This window comes from Glycomyces albidus (genome assembly GCF_009451885.1).
Classification (GTDB): Bacteria; Actinomycetota; Actinomycetes; order Mycobacteriales; family Micromonosporaceae; genus Glycomyces; species Glycomyces albidus.
Genome location: NZ_WIAO01000035.1, coordinates 19663 through 37175, shown reverse-complemented (window position 1 = coordinate 37175; position 17513 = coordinate 19663). Strand labels below are relative to the sequence as shown.

Genomic DNA, 17513 nt, shown 5'->3' with positions numbered 1-17513 from the left:
GGTGCTCGAGCGGACCGACGGTTCGCAACCGCTCCGGACGGAACACCTAGCGGTTGAGGAGCTGCTCGAGGAGGCCGAGCCGCCAGGCCGCGTCGCGGGCGATGAGGAAGCCGACGATGCCGACGATCCAGCCGGTGGTCGAGGCCGCGTTCCTGGTCATCCAGTCGTTGATCTTGACCAGGAGCGGTTCGACCGCGCTGCGGGCGACGAGCCGGGCCGTCAGGAGCACGAGCGCGGGCAGGACCATGACGAGGCAGTACCCGGCCATGGTCGCGGTGGTGGCGGCGGTGCCGATGCCCGAGGCGGTGACGATGCCGATGGCCGCGAGGTAGGGCAGCATGGTCGCGACCTCGAGGGTGGCGGCGCCGAGGGCGAGGCCGACGAGCGGGAGCGCGCTGGTGCGGGTGCGGGTCGCCCCGGGTTCGGCGGTCTCGATGCCGAGGGCGCGCTCGCGCCAGCGGGCGACGCGGCCGCCGCCTTCCTTCGACTGCTTGGAATCGAAGCGGAAGCTGAGGACGAGGAGGCCGACGCCGACGGCGAGCTGGGCCCACATCGCGGGCCGGGTGTCCAGGAGCGCGCCGAGGTCGTCGGTGAACGCGGTCGCGCCGAGCACGATGGCCATGCCGACGGCGAAGTAGAAGACGGCGATGGTGCCGAGGTAGACGAGCATCCGGGCAGCCTTGACGCGGCCGGGCGCGAGGAGGAGCCAGATCGGGATGAGCAGCGTCCCGAAGCTCGTCGAGTCGATGAGCGCGAGGGCGGCCAGCGAGGCGGCCATGGCGAGGTCCATGGTCCGAGCGTAGGGATCCGGGGCGGGGCGGCGCGTCGGTCGCGGGATCGATCTTCGGAAGGGCGACTGCGCCTTTGGTGGCAATCCGAAGGTACGGACTGGCATCGGATAGCGCTTTCCGCTACAGTCGTCGGGGCCGGCAGCGCGCCGCCGGAGCGGCTGGGTCGCGAAACGGCACGGCCGTTTGAGCAGTCAGCATCGTCCGACCGGCGCAGTCCGGCCGCTGCCGTCGGACCGCGCAGCGCCGCCTCCAGCGGCGGTGCCGACCGACCGGCGCAGTGCCGGACGATGGCAGCGACGCCGATGAAGGGAACCTCGTGAACCGCAGCCCCGCAGCCCCGACCCTGACCGTCAACGACAACGGGGCCTGGTGCTGGTTCCAGGACGAGCGAGCGCTCGTCGACCCCGAGACGCAGACCCTCGTCGTCGGCTCGATCGCCGCACCCGAGGGCCCCGGCGGCGAGGCCCGCGCCGGGAACGTCGAGCTCGCCGTGGTCGACCTCCGGGCCGGCACCAGCGAGGTGGTGGTCCTGCACGAGCGGCTCGAAGCCGACGACCACGACGTGCCCGCGCTGCGGCGCCGCGCCGACGGCCGCTGGCTCGCCGTCTACACCAGGCACAAGACCGACGACCTGACCCGCTGGCGCGTCAGCGAACCCGGCGACCCGACCCGCTGGGGCCCCGAATCGGTGTTCGACTGGAGCGGCCTCACCGGCGGCGCCGGCGTCACCTACTCGAACCTGCGGTCCATGGGCGGGCGCCTGTACTGCTTCGCGCGCGCCGTGAACGACGACCAGTGCGCGCTCGTCTCCGACGACGACGGCGACACGTGGTCCTACGCGGGCAAGCTCTTCACCCGCCCGAAGGTCGGGTACGTCAACGGCTACACCCGCTACAGCGGCGACGGGAAGCGGATCGACCTGGTCACCACCGACCACCACCCGCGCGACTTCGACAACTCGATCTACCACGGCTACCTCGAAGGCGGGGCCCTGCACCGCAGCGACGGCACCGTGGTCGACCCCGAGGCCCTCACCGGCGACGCGCCGTCCCAAGTGGAGCTCACCCGGATCCTCGAGGCCGGGTCGCGGTGGGGCGGGGTGCGGATGTCGCACTGCTGGACCACCGACATCCGGCACGGCGAGGACGGCTCGGTCGCGGCGGTCCTGACCGCCCGCGCCGGCGAAGAGGAGCACCTCGAACGGCGCAAGGCCCACCCGGACCTGCGGTTCTTCTACGCCCGCATGGCACCCGGCGGCGAGTGGAGCGTCCGCGAGTTCGCGAAGGCCGGGCCGGGGCTCATGCCGCACGAGGAGGACTACACGGGCCTCGCCGCGATCGACCCGTACGACCTCGACTCGGTGTACGTCTCCACCCCGGTCGACCCGCGGGACGGCTCGGCCCTGGCCCGCCGCGAGATCTTCCACGCCCGCACCGCTGACGGCGGCGCCACGTGGACGTGGACTCCGGTCACCGAGGACTCCGAAGTGGACAACCTGCGCCCGATCGTCGCCCCCGGCGACCCCTCGCGCGTGCCGCTGCTGTGGTTCCGCGGTGAGATGACCGCCTCGCAGCACTACCGGTGCGAGATCGTCCTGCGCGACCTCCCGCGAGGCGAGTGACCCGCCGCCGAGACCTTCGGCGCCGACGGATCAGGTTCCGGGACGAGGAAACGGCCGAGGCCCCGGCGCTCGCGCCGGGGCCTCGGGATCGTGCTCGTTACGGGGTGCGAACGTCGGGCCAGGGGTAGCCGGTGACGTCCGATCCGATGTAGAAGGACGGGTGCGGCGGCTGGTTGTACGCCGTGTTCTGCCAGGCGATCGCCACGCGGTACTGCACGTCGTGCATCAGGGTCGCGATGCGCAGGCTCGTCTGGTGCGGGGTCGCGTAGATCCGCAGCGCGGAGCTGTCGCTCGTGCGCCACACGACCTCTTCACGCCAGTCCCCGAACAGGTCCGCCGACAGGCCCGGAGTGGACTTGGTGCCGTTGTTCGACGCCACGCCCGAACCGGACAGGAGCGTGCCCGACGGGTAGTTGGTGATCTGGGTGCCGTCGAGCAGTTCGCGCTCGCCGTCGCCGTCCCACCACGACAGGAAGTTGATCGAGCCGGGCTTGGTCCCGATGTTGGAACCGGAGGCGTTGAGCAGGCCGGACACGTTCGAGGACCAGTACTCCGAGCCCGGGTTCGAGGCGAGCACGTTCGCGCCGACGCCGCGGCCGTTGTCGCCGCTGGCACCGGTCTGGAACAGGATCTGCCCGTTCGAGCCGTTCAAGTGCGAGGCCGGCTGGTTGCTCGCCTCGTGCACCATGAACACCTCCTGGCCCGGGCGGCTGGGAACGTGGTCCGTCACGTGCTGGGCGTCGCCGTGCCCGAAGCGGGTGTTCCACAGCGGCTGGCCGTTCGAGCCGACCGCCATGGCCCCGTAGACCACGTCCTGGCTGCCGTCGCCGTTCAGGTCGGCGATCGAGAGGCTGTGCGCGCCTTGGCCGGCGTACTGGCTGCCCGCCGTGTTCGAGTCGAACGTCCAGCGGGTGGTCAGGTCGGTGCCGTTCCAGTCCACGGCCCAGATCACCGAGCGGGTGTAGTAGCCGCGCGCGAAGATCATCGAAGGCGTCGAACCGTCCAGATAGGCCGTTCCGGCGAGGAACCGGTCGACCCGGTTCCCGTAGTTGTCGCCCCAGGAGGAGACGTTGCCGCGCGGCGGGTTGTAGTTGACCGTGTCCATCGCGGCGCCGGTCTGGCCGTTGAAGACCGTCAGGTACTCGGGCCCGGCGAGGATGTAGCCGCTGGAGTTGCGGTGGTCGGCGCTGGAGGAGCCGATCACGGTGCCGGCGCCGTCGCGGGTGCCGTCGGCGGTCTTCATCGCGATCTCGGCCCGGCCGTCGCCGTCGTAGTCGAACACCTGAAACTGGGTGTAGTGCGCGCCCGCCCTGATGTTGCGGCCCAGGTCGATTCGCCACAGCCGGGTCCCGTCGAGCCGGTAGGCGTCCACATAGACGTTGCCGGTGTAGCCGGACTGCGAGTTGTCCTTGGCGTTGGTCGGGTCCCACTTGACGATGTACTCGTAGTCGCCGTCGCCGTCCAGGTCGCCGGTGCTCATGTCGTTGGCGACATACGTGTACGACTCGCCCGAGGGGGTGGTGCCTCCGGCCGGGCGCTGGATCGGGATGTTCACGTACCCGCTGGAGTTGAAGGTCGCCTCGACGCCCGAGGCGGCGCCCTCGGTGCCGTTCACGACCGCGCGCACGGTGTACTGCGAGCTCGAGGAGCCGCCGGTGTCGAGGTAGTTCGTCGCCCCCGTCAGCGGCGACGCGTTGAGCTTCGTGCCGTCGCGGTACACGTTGAACGACACATTGGACGGGTCGGTGCCGAGCAGCCGCCAGGACACGAGCCGCCCTGAGCCCGAGGGCACGACGGTGACGCCGCGGGTCAACTCCTCGACCTCGTAGCGGCCGTTCTGCTGGGGCGGGGCGCCGTCGGTGAGCTCGACGTAGTCGATGTTCGCCAGGCCCGCGGCCGTGGTGGCGGCGATCCGGATCGTGTTGCTTCCGGCGTTCACGGGGACGGTGACGGTCTTGGTCGTCCAGGTCGCCCAGGCGCCGGTCGCGGGGAACGCGCCGGCGGCCTGCACGGTGGCGCCGTTGACGACGATGTCGGCCGAGCGGGTGTCGGTGCCGCCGTGGGCGTACCGGATCGTCAGCGTCGCGCTGCCGGCGCTCGCCGCGTTGACCGTGTACTGGTTCGCCGCGCCGACGGCGTTGGTGGAGTTGCAGAACCCGCTGCCGGAGAACCCGGCGTGGTTCGAGTCGATCGTGCCTTCGCATGTCGCCGGGGCGGTCTCCGCCTCGTATCGGACGGTGGCCGCGTCAGCCCCGCTCATGAAGGCCGGGATGGCCGCGGCCGCGAGGGCGGCCGCCGCCAGGACCGACAGGCTGCGCAGCCGCCGGTTTCGGAATGTTCGCATCTTTGCTCCGCGGGTAGAGGTCGTGAGAGTGGAGTCCGCCGGGGTACGGCGGGGCGGCGCACCGCGGGAGTGCCGGGTCGACACGGTGCGTGTTCATTCAGACATAGAACTGAATCGATTCAATGCCTTTGGGAAGTATAAGGGGAACCCGCTTTCAAAGGCAATATCAGGAATCGATGTGTATAAATTTCCCGGCTTACCGGGGCTGCGGCTCGGCCCATGCGAGTTCGCCCCGGCGACCTCCCGGTCGAGCCCGGTCCACAGGGCGGGGTGATCCCCTGCTCGGTCTGGGCGGTCGCGACCAGGCGGGCGACCGCGAGGGCGCCCTCGGGTCGCTAGCCCGGCTCGTTTAAGCCCGGTTTACATTCGGGCGCTTACCGTCCGGGGCATGAGACGGATATCGACACTGTTCGCGGCCGCCCTCCTGGCCGTCCTTTCGGCCGCGGGGTGCGTCGCCACCGCCGAGCAGGGGCCCGGCCGCGCGCCGGACGCCTGCGGGGCCGACCTGATCAACGCGCTCGACCAGTGGGGCGAGGCCGGGTTCAGCGGTGCCGTGGCGGTCACCGGCGGCGGCATGGACTGCCGGGCCGCCTTCGGCAGCGCCGACGGCACCGCCCCGATCACCGACGAGACCGTGTTCGGCATCGGATCGGTCAGCAAGTCCTTCACGGCCGCCGCGGTCCTCGGCCTCGCGCACGACGGGGTCCTGTCGCTGGACGACACGGCCGGATCGCTCCTGCCCGGCCTGTCGGGCCCGGCCGCCGAGGCGACGGTGGAGCAGCTCCTGCTGCACACGAGCGGCATCGAAGGCGAGCACGGCACCGACCACGAACCGCTCGACCGCGACGAGGCGATCGCGGCGATCAGCGGCCTCGGGTCGGCGTTCGCGCCCGGCGAGGACTTCCTCTACTCGAACGCGGGGTACTCGCTGCTGGCGCTCATCGTCGACGAGGCGACCGGCTCCTACCGCGACCACATGGCCGAACAGGTCCTGGTGCTCGGCGGCGAGCCGTTCGGCGGGTTCTGGGACGGCGAGCCGGCCGCGCCCGGGCCGCGCGCGGTCGGCGAGGTCGACGGCGCTCCCGCGACCGAGAACGGCGGCTTCGCCGGGCCCCACTGGGCCATGGCCGGCAACGGCGACCTCGCGATGACCGCGGGCGACCTCGCCGAATGGACGAAGGCGCTCTTCGAAGGCGAGGTCGTCGACCCCGAGGCGGTCGAGGTGCTGGAGGCGACCCGTTTCGAGTACGGCGACGGCACGGCCGAGATCCCCGGCTGGGTGTCCGTCGGCGCCGAGGTCTTCGGGACCGAGCTCGTCACGGCGTCCGGCGGCGGCGGGGACACCGGGCACAACGCCGTCGCGTCATGGCTGCCGGAGTCGGGCGTGAGCATCGCCGTCGCCTCGAACACCGAGCGGATCAACGCCGGGCAGCTCGCGGAACTCATCGTCCCCGCCGTCGCGGCCGGGGAGCCGGTCCCGCTGCCCGAACCCCGCGCCGACGTCGATCCCGAAGAGCTGCAAGCGAGAGCGGGCGTCTACACGCTCGAGACCGGCGGCTCGTACACCGTGACCGCGACCGAGGACGGGCTCGAGGCCGCGGCCGAGGGCGCCGACGCGGTGGCCGCCATGTTCGCCTCCCCCGACTTCGGGGCCGAGGATGTCGCGGCCCACGAGGAGGCCGTGCTCGCGCTCCTCAACGGCGAGACCGCGATCGGACGTGAAGAGCTCGCGGCGGTCGAAGCGGAGTTCGGCGCCGTCCAAGGCGTCGAACCGGCCGGGACGGCCGGCGAGGACGAACTGCGCACCTACGTCGAGCTCGCGACCGCCGAGGGGACGGTGCTCGCCTGGTACGCGCTCGACGAGTACGGCGGCGTCGCCGCCCTTTCGCTCGACACCGAGCCGCCGACGTTTACGCTGGTGCCGACCGGTGAGGGCGAGTACCGCCGCGACCTGATCGGCGTCGACGAGGGCGTCCGGGTCGCCTTCGCGGAGGACCTGATGACCGTCACCGGTCCGGCCGGGACCGCCGAGGCCCGGCGCGGCTGAACCGCCGAACGGCACCGGGCCGCCGAACGGCGCTGATCCACTGAACGACACGAGCCGCTGAACGACAGAGGGGAGCCGGCGTGCGCATCCTGCTGGTCGAGGACGACCGCGACCTGGGCCCGGCCGTGGCCATGGGCCTGCGGAACGAGGCGTACGCCGTCGACCTCGCCGCGACCCGCGGCGAAGCCGAGGAATTGCTGTGCGCCAACGATTTCGACGTGGTGTGCCTCGACCTCGGGCTGCCCGACGGGGACGGTCTCGAGCTGCTGCGGCGGCTCGGGACCGACCCGCACCTGCGCCCGCCGCGGCGGGTCATCGTGCTCACCGCCCGCGACGCCGTGGACGACCGGGTGGCCGGGCTCGACTCGGGCGCCGACGACTACCTCGTCAAGCCCTTCGACTTCGCGGAGCTGGCGGCCCGGCTGCGGGCCCTGGCGCGGCGGGCCGACGTGCGCGAAGCGGTCCTCGCCGTCGGCGACCTGCGCCTGGACGCCGCCGCGCACCGGGCCTGGCGCGGCGGGACCGAACTCGAACTGACCGCGAGGGAGTTCTCGATGCTGCGCTACTTCATGCACCGCCCCGGCGAAGTGCTGTCCACTGAGGAGATCCTGGAGCATGTGTGGGACGCGCAGGCCGACCCGTTCACCGCGTCGGTCCGCGTGATCCTCAGCCGCCTGCGCCGCAAACTCGGCGAACCGGGGCCGATCGCGACCGTGGTCGGCGCCGGCTACCGGCTGGAGGCGCCGTGACGGCGCCCGTCCCGCGCGCCGGGACCGGCCGGCGGCCGCGCTCGATCCGCGACGCCGCCCGGTCCGCGCTGCGGTCGCTGCGGGTCCGGCTGGCGCTCACCGGTTTCCTCGCGAGCTACCTGCCGGTGCTCCTCGTCGTCGCGGTCCCGGCGATCACCCGGGAGGAGCACACCGAGATCGGGACCGACGGTGTCGAGCGGGCCGTCGCCCGCACCGACATCGACCCGACCATGTGGACGATGGTCACGGCCGCGGCGCTGCTGCCGGCCACGGCCGCGCTCGCGTGGTGGTGGTCCGGCCGGGCGGTGCGCCCGTTCGAGCGGGTCCGGGCCGCGGCCGAGCGGATCGAGGGCGCCGACCTGAGCCTGCGCGTCGGGGACGCGCAGGGGACGACCGAGGCCGTCGCGCTCGCGGCCGCGTTCGACTCCATGCTGGACCGGCTCGAGCGCTCGGCGCAGGTGCAGCGCCGGCTCGTCGAGGAGGCCAGCCATGAGCTGCGGACGCCGCTGGCGGTCCTGATCACCGGCACCGACGTGGTGCTGGCGCACCCGGAACCGGACCTCGAGCTGTACCGGGAGGGCCTGGAGCGCGGCCGCAGCGCCGCCCATCGGCTGCGGGACGTGGTCAACGAACTGCTGGTCGACGCCCGCGGGCGGGCCCGGGTGATCGAGGCGCGGCGGGTCGACCTGGTCGCCCTGGTGCGGGAGATCGCCGCCGACTTCGCATCGGCACCGGTGGCGCTCACCGTCTCCGGTGCGATGAGCGCCGAAGCCGCCGTGGACGGGCCGAGCGTGCGGCGCGCGGTGGCGAACCTCGTCGGGAACGCCGTCAAGCACGCGCCGGAGGGGACGGCGGTCGCGATCGAGGTGGCCGATACCGCGACCGCGTTCACGGTCACCGTGTCCGACGAGGGCCCCGGCATCCCCGAGGCCGACCGCGAGAAGGTGTTCGAACGCTTCTGGCGCGGCGACCGGGCCCCCGGCACGGGCCTCGGCCTGCCGATCGCCCGCCAGATCGCCAAGGCCCACGGCGGCGACGTCGAGCTCCTTGAGAGCGCGGCCGGCGCACGGTTCCGCCTGACGCTGCCGAAGGGCCCGGCCGCTTAACGGTTTCGTCCTGTGTGGACTGAAGTCGGTTGCCGCGTCTCCGGCCCTCGAACGCGCAGCGGCAGGCAATCCCGCCTGACGCTGCCGAAGGGTGCAGCGGTCCGCTGACCGCGGTCTCGCGTGGACTGAAGCCACCGCCGCGCCTCGAGCTCCTTGAACGCCTAGCGGAGGTCGGTGCCGCCTGACGCCGCCGAGCCGTCGCGAAGCCGGGGCCCAGAGGCCCCGGCCGCCGCGCGGCCGCGGTGTCAAGGGGGGCTTGGCAATGCGGTTCGCAGTGCGGTTCGCGGGCCCGTCACGGGCCGCCGTTGGCCTGGCGCTCCTGCTCCATCTGGCTGATCATGTTCTCGCCCTGGGCGGTCGAGTTCGCCGTGTACTTGACGGTCTTCATCTTGTCGATCGGGTTCTTCCAGCTGTTCTTGAGCGGGTCGACCGACTTCGCGAGCGGGCCGTGGGAGAGGTTGCGCAGGCCCTGGGCCCCGTCCATGACCTTCCCGCCGCCGCGCATCAGCCCCGTCGAGGTGCCCTTGAGGAGCTGGTCGGTCGCGCCGTCGAGGGCCTTCTTGAGGCCGGTCGACTGGCCGCCGAACTTGCGGAGGGAGGCGACCCAGCGGCCGAGCTTCGACATGAGCTGGCCGAGCTTGCCGACCAGGTTCGCGAAGACGGACACGGCCCGCGAGACGACCCGGGCGATCGCGGCGGCGATGGTCGCGCCGAAGGTGAAGCCGGCGGTGGCGAGCGCGGCGAGGATGTAGAGGATCACCTCGGCGATGAAGTTGGAGATGATCTCCAGGAACATGGTCCGGAAGATCGCCACCAGGACGCCCGCGCCGGTGATGAGGTTCGCGGTCCACTTGGCGCCCTCGGCGGCGCCGTTGATGACCTCGCCGAACGCGGCGGCGCTCTGGCGGTACGCCTCGGCGTCCTGGCCGTCCCAGTCGGCGGTGGACTCGAGCTCGGTGGCCCAGGCCGTGGCGGCGTCGTGCAGCGCCATGGAGATGTTGTTCCAGGTCAGCGCCAGGCCCTCGATGGCGTTGGGGTTCCCGGCGAGCCAGTCGAGGGGTTCGCGCAGGAACGAGATGTGCTCGAACATCCAGGAGATGCCGGCCTGCACGAGGTGCTTGAAGGGGTTGGAGATGAACGAGAGCACGTCGAGGCCGAGCGAGAACGTGGACGCGGCGATGTCGCCGACGTCGACCTGGCCCTGGGTGATCGCGTTCCCGTACGCCTGGCCGGCCTTGGAGATGCCGTAGAAGATCTTGGCGCTCTGGGGGAAGGTGGTGGGGGTCTCGCTTGCGATGAGCGGGTTGGTCACCGGTTCAGCTCTTTCTGGAGTGCGTCGAACACGGCCGCGACTTCCTCGTCCACGGTCTGGTAGCTCTGCGCGGTGGCCTGGAGGGCCATCGTGAAGCCGGTGCCGAGGTCGTCGATCGAGTCCAGGGTCTCGGATCCGTCGTCGAGGAACAGGTCCAGCGCGGGAGGGATGAGCTGGGCGAAGACGATGCCGTAGGCGTTCTCGTCGCCGAGGCGGACCGTCTTGGCGGCGTCGGCGGCCTGGACGACCATCGGCATGGGGCCGTTGATGAGCCGCGAGGCGTGGTCGCGGAGGGCCTGGGGGTCGACCTTCATGAGGCGTCCCGCTGGGGGTTGGCGAATCCGGCGATGACGCTCATCGCCTCGGAGTCCTCGCCCAGGAGCGTGGACATGATCTCGGTGGTCTTGCGGCCGGCCTCTTCGATGGCCTGGTTGTAGGTGGAGAGGACCAGGTCGGCGAGGCCGGTGCCGGAGAGGCCGCGCGCCTGGGGCGAGAAGCGCAGGCCGGTGAGGGTGCCGCCGGCGTTGACGGTGACGGTGACGATCTCGTCCTCGTCGGCGACGGTGACGGCGGATTCGGCGAGGAGCTCCTCGGCGCGGCCGGCGCGCTCCTGGATGACGGCGACGCGGGACTCCAGGTCCTGCATGATCTCTTCTGGCGTGCGCAAATCGTCCTCCGTGTTCGGTTGTGCCGTTGGTGCGGATGTCAAGCTAGCCAACGAGAGTGAACCAGAGGTGGCGCTGTATTGAACGGGTGCGCTCAGTCAGGACGCGCGATGGCCGCGAGCAGTTCGGGTCCGCTCCAGTCGCGTCTGCCGCCGCGCTCGGCTTCGTGAACGAGGGCGGTCAGGCGCTCGTTGACGGGGGCGGTGGTGCCGTGTTCGGCGGCGAGGGCGGCGATCTCGCCGTTCAGGTAGTCCACTTCGGTGGGCTTGCCGGCCTCGAGGTCGTCCCAAGTGGAGGATCTGGCGTGGGGGTCGATGGCGAGCATCGCGGCGGCGAGGCGGGTGAACAGGGCGTCGGGCAGGCCGAGGACGACCGGCAGCAGCCGCGGGTCGGCCCCGGCGGTCTTGGCCGGGCGGATCCCCGCGGCCCGGTACGCGTCGAGCGCCTCGCGCTGCGCGCGTGCGAGCACGCGCCGGTAGGCGCGCTGCGACAGCTCGGTGCGCAGCGGCAGGCCCGAGAGCGCGTTGATCGGGTTGTTGAGGTTGAGCAGCAGCTTCCCGGCCTGGACGCCGACCAGGTCCTCGTGCAGCGCGAGCGGCACGCCGGCCCGCGCGAAGTCGGCGAGGTGCGCGTCGAGTGCGGGGTGGGCCTGGACTTCGACGCGGCCGTCGGTCCCCCGGTGGACCCGGCCTTCGCCTTGGTGGACCACGTTGAACGCGACCATCCCAGGGACGACCTCGGCTTCGGGGAGGCCCGCTCGGAGGACCCGCGGGTTCCGCAGTCCGTTCTGGAGGCTCACGACCGGTGTTCCGGGCCGCAGCAGCGGCGCGAGCTGATCCGCGGCTTCGGCGGTCGCCCCGGACTTGACGGTGACGAGCACGAGGTCCGCTCCGGCGGCCGCCTCGGGCGTCGTCTCGTAGCGCGGCGCCTCGATGCGCTCCTTCGCCCCGTCGAGATCGGTGATCGTCAACCCGTGCGCGCGCACTTCTCCGGCGACGCGCTCGCGCCCGACGAACACCACGTCGACCCCGGCCGCGGCGAGCCGCCCGCCGACATAGCACCCGATGCTCCCGGCCCCGTACACGCAGATCATCCCCGGATCCTACGACGAGCCGCGCCGCGTGTCGCTTACCAGCGTTCCTCGGGCCCCGGCCGCGACCGTCCGGGGCCGGACTCCGGGCTCACTCGGCGCTCAATCGGCTGCACCCCGGTCCAGGAACGCATCGGCGAGGTAGTCGTTCACGAACTGGTCGGTCACGGTCCTGCGCTCGGTCAGACGCGCAAGCCGCAGCGAGGCGGCGAAGGCCGCCAGTGCGCCGAAGAAGGCGCTGGCGGCCGCTAACACGATGTCGCGCATGAGCGGTCTGCTCCTGGGAGTGGTGATTCCGGCCTGTCTTGAAGGGTAGCAACGGTCGGCCGCCGCGCGGGTACGCGGAACGGCCCGGGGCCTTCGCCGCGGGCCGTCCTCGCGCCGTCAGGCCGCTTCGATGCGGATCTTCAGCTTCTTGCTGGTGTACTCCGGAACCGCGGTGAAGCCGTCGAGGTCGAGCGTCATCGCGGCGAACTCGCCGTCGATGCGCTTGGCCTCGATCACCGTGAGGGACTCGCCCGCGACCGGCGGGTGCTGGACGTCGAGCGCGATCTCGAGCGCGGCGCCCGGCTCGAGGTCGAGGGTCTTCGCCACCTTGAGGACGGCGGAACCGCTGTCGCCCACGGTGATCCGCAGGGCGGCGCCGGCGAGGCGGAGGCCGCGTTCGAGCTTCACGCGGCCCGCGGCCGGGTCGAGTTCGAGGACGCCGCCCTCGGCGGCGACGTCGCCCGCGCCGAGCCCGGTCGCCGACAGGACCCGCAGCACCCCGTCCTGGACCACCACCCCGCCCTCGAAGCCGTTGTCGCCGGCCAGCGCGAGCGATCCGGTGCCGGCCTTCGTGAGCGAGCCGGGACCGCCGATGTCGCCCCGCCACACGTCGCTCGCCGAGAACCCGCCTTCGCTCGCGTCCATCGTCACGGTCACGTCGTCGTCGAAGCGGCCGTAGCCGTCGGCGGCGGCGAACAGGTCGAGGCGGCCCCACTGCTCGGGGCCCTCCATGAGGGCGTACCCGGCGGGGAGGGCCGTGGTGCGCAGCACTTCTCGGCGCTGGTCGGCATCGAGATAGGGCAGTCTGGTCTCCAGGATCGCCTCCGCTCCCTTGGGGACGGTCATCTCGGCGTCCGCGTCGTCGTCGCGGTCGAGGACGTAGGTGAGGCGCTCGGTCCAGGCCGCCTTGCCGGCGGCGCGGTCGGCGTACGGGTCGGTGTCGGCCCCCTCGCGGTGGGCCCACGCGAACAGGTCGTCGGCCCCGGTCCGGGCCGTGAAGTAGGCGCGGGCCTGGTCGCGGGCGGCGGCGCGCAGCTCGGCGTAGGCGTCGTCGTAGAGGACGGCGGCGGCCAGCGCGGTCGCGAGGATGCGCCCGCCCATGACGTCGACCGGCGAGTGCATCCCGGCGGTGATCCGCGACTGGGCGACGTCGCTCGCGCGCACCAGCATCTCCTGGAACCGCTCGGGCACCGCGTACGCGTACGCGATCGCCGCCAGGTACGCGGCGTTGGCGTGCCCGGAGGGGAAGCCGCCGTCGTCGGCCGGGCTCGCGCTGCGCTGGCGCAGGAGCTGCGGTGACACGGCCACGTCGGTGTCGTAGGCGGGCAGGCCGAGGACGGGGATGCCGCCGGTGGGGACCACTTCGGAGTCCTCGTTCATGCGCCACGGCCGCGGGTACTGGAACGCGAGCTTCGAGGGGTTCGAGGAGGCGTGCGGGCCGCGCAGGGCGTTGACGAGCTCGGCGACCTTCCCGAGGTCGGAGGCCGTCGAGCCGGGCCCGGTGGCGGCGCCGTCGGGGGCGCCGGGGGGCACGGCGTCGCTGATCGTCCCGGCCGGGACGCCGTCGGGGGCGCCGGTGACGGCGGTGACGGCCTTCGCTCCGGTCTTGTAGAGCGCTGCGAGCGGGCCGAGCCCGGCGATGACGCTGTGGCTCTGGTGCTGGCGGTCGAAGACGAACGCCTGCTTGGCGTCCGCCTCGGTTCGGTTACCGGTCACTTCGGCGCAGTACTCGAGGTTCGACTTGAGCGCTCCAGTATCGGCGGGCGCCCCGGTGTTCCAGGCGTCGCCGGTCTCCCACAGCTCCTGGAACCCCGAGAGGATCCGCACGGCGGCGTTGGTCTCGGGCGTCAGGTTCGCGGTGGTGTTGGTGGTGTAGTCGTCGACGAACGCCGCGCCCGACCATTCGTAGCGGGCGCCGCCCGTGCGGGACGCGACGACGCCGGAGGCGACCGGGTCGGTCGAGGACGGCGCGGCGGCGGCCGCCTCGCCCGCCGCGGGCGCGGCCATGAGCCCGGCCAGGGCGGCGGAGCCGATCAGGAGCCGGCGGCGGCCGAGCGTGAGCTGTTGGTCTTCCATATGGTGTTCCACTTTCGGGGAGAGCGGCCGGGAGGAAGCGGCCCGACGCGGTGCCGGGCCGCGGCGACGGGGATCGCCTTCGGGACGATCACCGCCGGGACGAAGCCTCGCCAGCGCAGGTGAACGGCCGGTGGCGGACAAGGGTCATGAGGCGGCACGACCGGCGGCGGTTCGGCGGCTCCGGCCGATTCGTTGCGGCATCGACACCCGTCGTTCAAGATGGGGTCATGGGATGACACCCGAGGTCAGGTGCAATACTCCACGGACCTCTCGCGTTTCCCCAGGTGCTGAGTTAGGAGCAACCCCGAATGCCAGTCAACCGCAGAACCCTCCTCGGCGCATCGGCCGCCGCGGGGGCGGCCGCCGCCGCGCTCACCGCCTCGCCCGCCTCGGCGAAGCAGTCCGCGAAGCGCTACTCGTTCACCGTCATGGGCACCACCGACCTCCACGGGAACGTCTTCAACTGGGACTACTTCAAGGACGCCGCCTACACCGACGCCGCCGGCAACACCCGCGGCCTCGCCCGCGTCGCCACCCTCGTCGAGCAGGTCCGCGACGAGGTCGGCCGCGAGAACACCATCCTCATCGACGCCGGCGACACCATCCAGGGCACGCCCCTGGCCTACTACTACGCGCGCGTCGACCCCATCGCCCAGGACGGCGGCCCCGTCCACCCCATGGCCCAGGCCATGAACGCCATCGACTACGACGCCGCCGCACTCGGCAACCACGAGTTCAACTACGGCCTCGACACCCTCCGCAAATTCGAGTCCCAGCTCCACTTCCCCCTCCTGGGCGCCAACGTCATCGACACCGAGACCGGCCGCCCCGCCTTCCCGCCCTACCACATCACGCGCCTGCGCACCCCGCGCGGACGCGACGTCAAAGTCGGCATCCTCGGCCTGTGCACACCCGGCGTCACCATCTGGGACAAGGCCATCGTCGACGGCGTCCTCGAGTTCCCCGGCCTCGAGACCGAAGCCGCCCACTGGGTCGCGCACCTGCGCGAGGAAGAGGGCGTCGACGTCGTCGTCATCTCCGCCCACTCGGGCACCTCCGGCACCTCCGCCTACGACACCTCCACCGGCCTCGGCATCGAGAACGCCTCCAAGATCGTCGCCGAGACCGTCCCCGGCATCGACGCGATCCTCGTCGGCCACGCCCACATCGAGATCCCCGAGACCCGCGTCGCCGGCCCCGACGGCGGCGAAGTCGTCCTCTCCGAGCCCCTCTGCTACGGCCAGCGCCTCACCCGCTTCGACTTCGACCTGGTGTGGAAGCACGGCAAGTGGACCGTCGAATCCATCGGCGCCTCCGTCCTCAACTCGAACACCGTCGAGGAGCACGAGCGGATCACCGAGATCCTCACCGACGAGCACGGCGAGGTCGTCGCGTACGTCAACCAGGTCGTCGGCCAGGCGGCCATCGACCTCGACACCGCCGAGGCCCGCTACAAGGACGAGCCCATCATCGACCTCATCACGAAGGTCCAGGAGGACACGGTCAAGGCCGCGCTGGCCGGGACCGAGCACGCGGACCTGCCGGTGGTCTCGCAGGCGTCGCCGTTCTCGCGGACCTCGCTGATCCCGGCGGGCGACGTGCGGATCAAAGACCTGTCGAGCCTGTACATCTACGACAACACGCTGGTCGCCAAGCTCTTGACGGGCGCCCAGATCCGGGACTACCTGGAGTACTCGGCGGCGTACTTCGTGCAGACCGCGGCCGGGGCGGCCATGGACCCGGACGCGATCACCAATGCGGGCAACCGGCCAGACTACAACTACGACTACGTCTCGGGCTTCACCTACGAGATCGACATCGCGAAGCCGGCCGGGTCGCGGATCGCGAACCTCAGGCACGCGGGCGCCGACGTGGACGACGCGCAGCGGTTCGTGTTCGCGGTCAACAACTACCGCGCGAACGGCGGCGGGAACTTCCCGCACGTGGCCGCGGCCCAGGAGCTGTGGAGCGAGTCGATCGAGATCCGCACCCGCATCATCGAGTGGGTCACCGCGAAGGGCGCCCTCGACCCGGCCGAGTTCGCGTCGGTGGACTGGGTGCTTACCCGCGACGGCGTGCCGGTGTTCTAGGGCCCGTCCCGGCCGGGAACCGCTGCGGTCGGCGGACGGCCCGGGGCGGGGCCCCGGGCCGTCCGCGTGCGCGCCGCCGGGCGTGGCAGTATTGCCACCACCAGGCGTACTGACCGCCCGGCTAGCATTGAGACCCCGATATGCAGGAGCGCACATGGACTTCCGGGAAGAGGCCGCCGCCATCCGAGGCGACCTGATCGCGCTGCGCCGCGAACTCCACCAGATCCCCGAGATCGGGCTCGACCTGCCCAAGACGCAGGCGGCCGTCCTCCGAGCGCTGGAGGGCCTGCCGCTCGAGATCACCTTGGGGCAGACGTCCACCGCCGTCACCGCGGTCCTCCGCGGCGGCCGGCCCGGGCCCGCGGTACTGCTGCGCGGCGACATGGACGCCCTCCCGGTCACCGAGGAGAACGACGCCGAGTACGTCTCCCGGCACGCCGGCACGATGCACGCGTGCGGGCACGACCTCCACACCGCGGGGCTCGTCGGTGCGGCGAGACTGCTTGCGGCCCATAAAAATGAACTCGCCGGGGACGTCGTGTTCATGTTCCAGCCCGGCGAGGAGGGCTGGGACGGCGCCGGCCACATGATCGCCGAGGGCGTCCTCGAGGCCGCCGGCCGCAAGGTCGACGCCGCCTACGGGCTGCACGTCATCTCGGACATGGTGCCGCGCGGCGTGTTCACCACCAAGCCGGGCCCGATGATGGCCGCGTCGTCGGGGCTGTTCGTGACCGTGGTCGGCAAGGGCGGGCACGGCTCGCGCCCGCACACCACGCTCGACCCGATCCCGGTGGCCGCCGAGATCGTCACCGCGCTGCAGAACCTCATCACCCGCCGGTTCAGCGTGTTCGAGCCGATCGTCATCACCGTCGGCACCTTCCACGCCGGGACCCGGCACAACATCATCCCCGACGACGCGACGTTCGAGGCCACGGTCAGGACCTTCTCCGAGGAGGCGCTCGCGCAGGTCGAGAAGGAGTCGGTGCAGCTCGCCGAGGCCATCGCGACCGCGCACGGCCTCACCGCCGAAGTGCGGTTCGTGCGGGAGTACCCGGCGACGATCAACGACGCCGACGAGGCCGCGTTCGTCGCCGAGACGGTGAAGGACCTGTTCGGCGAGGACCGGTACACCGAGATGCCCGACCCGGTCATGGGCTCGGAGGACTTCTCGCGGGTCCTGGAGGCGGTGCCCGGGAGCTACATGTTCTACGGCGCCACCGTGAAGGAGGACCTGAGCGAGGCGGCCTCGAACCACTCGCCGCGGGCCGCGTTCGACGACTCGGTGCTCGCCGACGGCGCGGCGCTCCTCGCGGAGCTGGCCGTGCGCCGCATGAACCGCGGCTAGGGGCACTGAG

The 17513-nt window shown here is 71.9% G+C and carries 14 protein-coding genes; 6 read left to right on the top strand and 8 right to left on the bottom strand.

Going from position 1 to position 17513, the window contains the following annotated elements:
• Positions 1 to 46 precede the first annotated feature (46 nt).
• Positions 47 to 790 carry a GAP family protein gene (locus GFD30_RS21490; protein WP_153027222.1) on the bottom strand — a complete coding sequence of 248 codons (744 nt, stop codon included), beginning with the start codon at positions 788 to 790 and terminating at the stop codon, positions 47 to 49.
• Between the two features lie 317 nt (positions 791 to 1107).
• Here GFD30_RS21490 and GFD30_RS21485 point away from each other — a divergent pair, with 317 nt between their 5' ends.
• The gene (locus tag GFD30_RS21485) at positions 1108 to 2412 is read left to right on the top strand and encodes a BNR-4 repeat-containing protein (RefSeq protein WP_322633479.1); all 1305 of its coding nucleotides are present in this window, start codon (positions 1108 to 1110) and stop codon (positions 2410 to 2412) included.
• 97 nt (positions 2413 to 2509) lie between these two features.
• Here the strand turns inward: GFD30_RS21485 and GFD30_RS21480 are convergent, their stop codons facing one another.
• On the bottom strand, positions 2510 to 4756 hold the full coding sequence (locus GFD30_RS21480; RefSeq protein WP_153027221.1) for a rhamnogalacturonan lyase family protein: 2247 nt from the start codon (positions 4754 to 4756) through the stop codon (positions 2510 to 2512).
• A gap of 388 nt (positions 4757 to 5144) precedes the next feature.
• Here GFD30_RS21480 and GFD30_RS21475 point away from each other — a divergent pair, with 388 nt between their 5' ends.
• From GFD30_RS21475 to GFD30_RS21465, 3 genes are all read left to right on the top strand, one after another.
• On the top strand, positions 5145 to 6803 hold the full coding sequence (locus GFD30_RS21475) for a serine hydrolase domain-containing protein (RefSeq protein WP_153027220.1): 1659 nt from the start codon (positions 5145 to 5147) through the stop codon (positions 6801 to 6803).
• An 80-nt stretch (positions 6804 to 6883) separates the two neighbouring features.
• Positions 6884 to 7552, top strand: a complete 669-nt coding sequence (locus tag GFD30_RS21470; RefSeq protein WP_322633478.1) for a response regulator transcription factor — start codon at positions 6884 to 6886, stop codon at positions 7550 to 7552.
• On the top strand, positions 7549 to 8658 hold the full coding sequence (locus GFD30_RS21465; RefSeq protein WP_153027219.1) for a HAMP domain-containing sensor histidine kinase: 1110 nt from the start codon (positions 7549 to 7551) through the stop codon (positions 8656 to 8658). Before GFD30_RS21470 ends, GFD30_RS21465 begins: the two co-directional genes overlap by 4 nt.
• Before the next feature lie 292 nt (positions 8659 to 8950).
• Here GFD30_RS21465 and GFD30_RS21460 read toward each other — a convergent pair whose 3' ends face one another.
• The 6 genes from GFD30_RS21460 to GFD30_RS21435 form a co-directional block, all read right to left on the bottom strand.
• A complete protein-coding gene (locus tag GFD30_RS21460) occupies positions 8951 to 9970 on the bottom strand; it encodes a WXG100-like domain-containing protein (RefSeq protein ID WP_153027218.1) in 1020 nt (339 codons plus the stop codon).
• The gene (locus GFD30_RS21455) at positions 9967 to 10284 is read right to left on the bottom strand and encodes a type VII secretion target (protein WP_153027217.1); all 318 of its coding nucleotides are present in this window, start codon (positions 10282 to 10284) and stop codon (positions 9967 to 9969) included. The genes GFD30_RS21460 and GFD30_RS21455 overlap by 4 nt, the downstream gene beginning before the upstream one ends.
• The gene (locus tag GFD30_RS21450; protein WP_227996800.1) at positions 10281 to 10637 is read right to left on the bottom strand and encodes a YbaB/EbfC family nucleoid-associated protein; all 357 of its coding nucleotides are present in this window, start codon (positions 10635 to 10637) and stop codon (positions 10281 to 10283) included. The genes GFD30_RS21455 and GFD30_RS21450 overlap by 4 nt, the downstream gene beginning before the upstream one ends.
• A 92-nt stretch (positions 10638 to 10729) precedes the next feature.
• Entirely contained in the window at positions 10730 to 11728 is a 999-nt protein-coding gene (locus tag GFD30_RS21445) for a 2-dehydropantoate 2-reductase (RefSeq protein ID WP_153027216.1), read from the bottom strand.
• Positions 11729 to 11827: 99 nt separating this feature from the next.
• Positions 11828 to 11992 carry a hypothetical protein gene (locus GFD30_RS21440; RefSeq protein ID WP_153027215.1) on the bottom strand — a complete coding sequence of 55 codons (165 nt, stop codon included), beginning with the start codon at positions 11990 to 11992 and terminating at the stop codon, positions 11828 to 11830.
• 117 nt (positions 11993 to 12109) lie between these two features.
• On the bottom strand, positions 12110 to 14068 hold the full coding sequence (locus GFD30_RS21435; protein ID WP_153027214.1) for a phosphatase PAP2 family protein: 1959 nt from the start codon (positions 14066 to 14068) through the stop codon (positions 12110 to 12112).
• 308 nt (positions 14069 to 14376) lie between these two features.
• Here GFD30_RS21435 and GFD30_RS21430 point away from each other — a divergent pair, with 308 nt between their 5' ends.
• Together GFD30_RS21430 and GFD30_RS21425 are read left to right on the top strand one after the other, a co-directional pair.
• On the top strand, positions 14377 to 16158 hold the full coding sequence (locus GFD30_RS21430; RefSeq protein WP_153027213.1) for a bifunctional metallophosphatase/5'-nucleotidase: 1782 nt from the start codon (positions 14377 to 14379) through the stop codon (positions 16156 to 16158).
• A gap of 154 nt (positions 16159 to 16312) precedes the next feature.
• Entirely contained in the window at positions 16313 to 17503 is a 1191-nt protein-coding gene (locus GFD30_RS21425) for a M20 metallopeptidase family protein (RefSeq protein WP_153027212.1), read from the top strand.
• The last annotated feature ends 10 nt before the right edge of the window (positions 17504 to 17513 follow it).